General features: G+C 64.0%; 2 protein-coding genes. Both read left to right on the top strand.

Annotation, left to right across the window (positions count from 1 at the left end):
* The coding region (locus EN879_RS36520) for a hypothetical protein (RefSeq protein ID WP_127274744.1) at positions 1-745 on the top strand (745 nt) is incomplete at its 5' end.
* Between the two features lie 160 nt (positions 746-905).
* A partial coding sequence (locus EN879_RS36525) for a response regulator (RefSeq protein WP_127274745.1) occupies positions 906-1,201 on the top strand: 296 nt, incomplete at its 3' end.

The following is a 1,201-nucleotide window of genomic DNA, read 5'->3' on the forward strand; positions in this document are numbered from 1 at the left end:
CGACGTCACTCTCGATTTCTGGGTGATCAAGTTGATGGCGGTCACCACCGGCGAGACCGCGGCGGACTATTTTGCCGACACGATCGGGCTTGGGCTGACCGTCACCTCGCTGATCATGACCGGCATCCTGATCGCTGCCCTCGTCCTGCAGTTTGCGCAGAAGCGTTACGTGCCGTGGGCCTACTGGCTGGCGGTGGTGCTGATCAGCATCGTCGGCACCCTGGTGACGGACAATCTCGTCGACACTTTCGGCGTGCGCCTGCAGACCACGACCATCGCCTTCTCGGTTGCGCTCGCCGCGACATTCGCGGTCTGGTACGCCAGCGAACGGACGCTGTCGATCCACACCATCTTCACCACCAGGCGCGAAATCTTCTACTGGCTGGCGATCCTCTTGACCTTCGCGCTCGGCACCGCCGCCGGCGATCTCGTCGCCGAAAGCTTCGACATGGGCTACCTCACCACAGGCCTGCTGTTCGGCGGCGCCATCGCGCTCATCGTGCTGGCCTACTGGCTGCTCAATCTCGACGGCATCCTGGCCTTCTGGCTCGCCTATATCCTGACGCGGCCGCTCGGCGCCTCCTTCGGTGACCTGCTGTCGCGATCGGCCAGGCATGGCGGCCTGGGCTTCGGCACCATCTTCACCAGCCTGCTCTTCCTCGGCTGTATCATTGCGCTCGTCCTGCACATGACCCTGAAGGGGACAACCGACGAAGCCGATGAACTGTTGCTGGACCTGGACTAGGTGCAGGGCGGATGCGCTAGCATTGACAATTGCCGAAAACCCCACCGCTTCGGCCAATCGTGAACGTTCTAGCGCCACCATCCCTGCGCCTTCGTGACATCCTAGGAACAAGCCCGTGCCGGTGATAGCCTGTCCATCTCGGCAACGGACCGGACCTTTCATGCGACTGCTTCTCGTCGAGGACGACCACAGGACGGCCGACTATATCGTCAGGGGACTGACCGAGGCCGGCCATGTCTGCGATCTCCTGCGCAACGGCCATGACGGGCTGTTCGCGGCGACCCGGGGCAAATACGACGTGATCGTCGCCGATCGGATGATCCCCGGTCTCGACGGCCTGTCGATGGTCAAGGCGGTGCGCGCCGCCGGCGTGCGCACGCCGGCGATCTTCCTCACCTCCGTCGGCGGCATCGACGACCGCGTCGAGGGGCTCGAGGCCGGCGGGGACGACTATCT

This window comes from Mesorhizobium sp. M7A.F.Ca.AU.002.02.1.1 (genome assembly GCF_003998535.1).
Lineage (GTDB): Bacteria > Pseudomonadota > Alphaproteobacteria > Rhizobiales > Rhizobiaceae > Mesorhizobium > Mesorhizobium ciceri.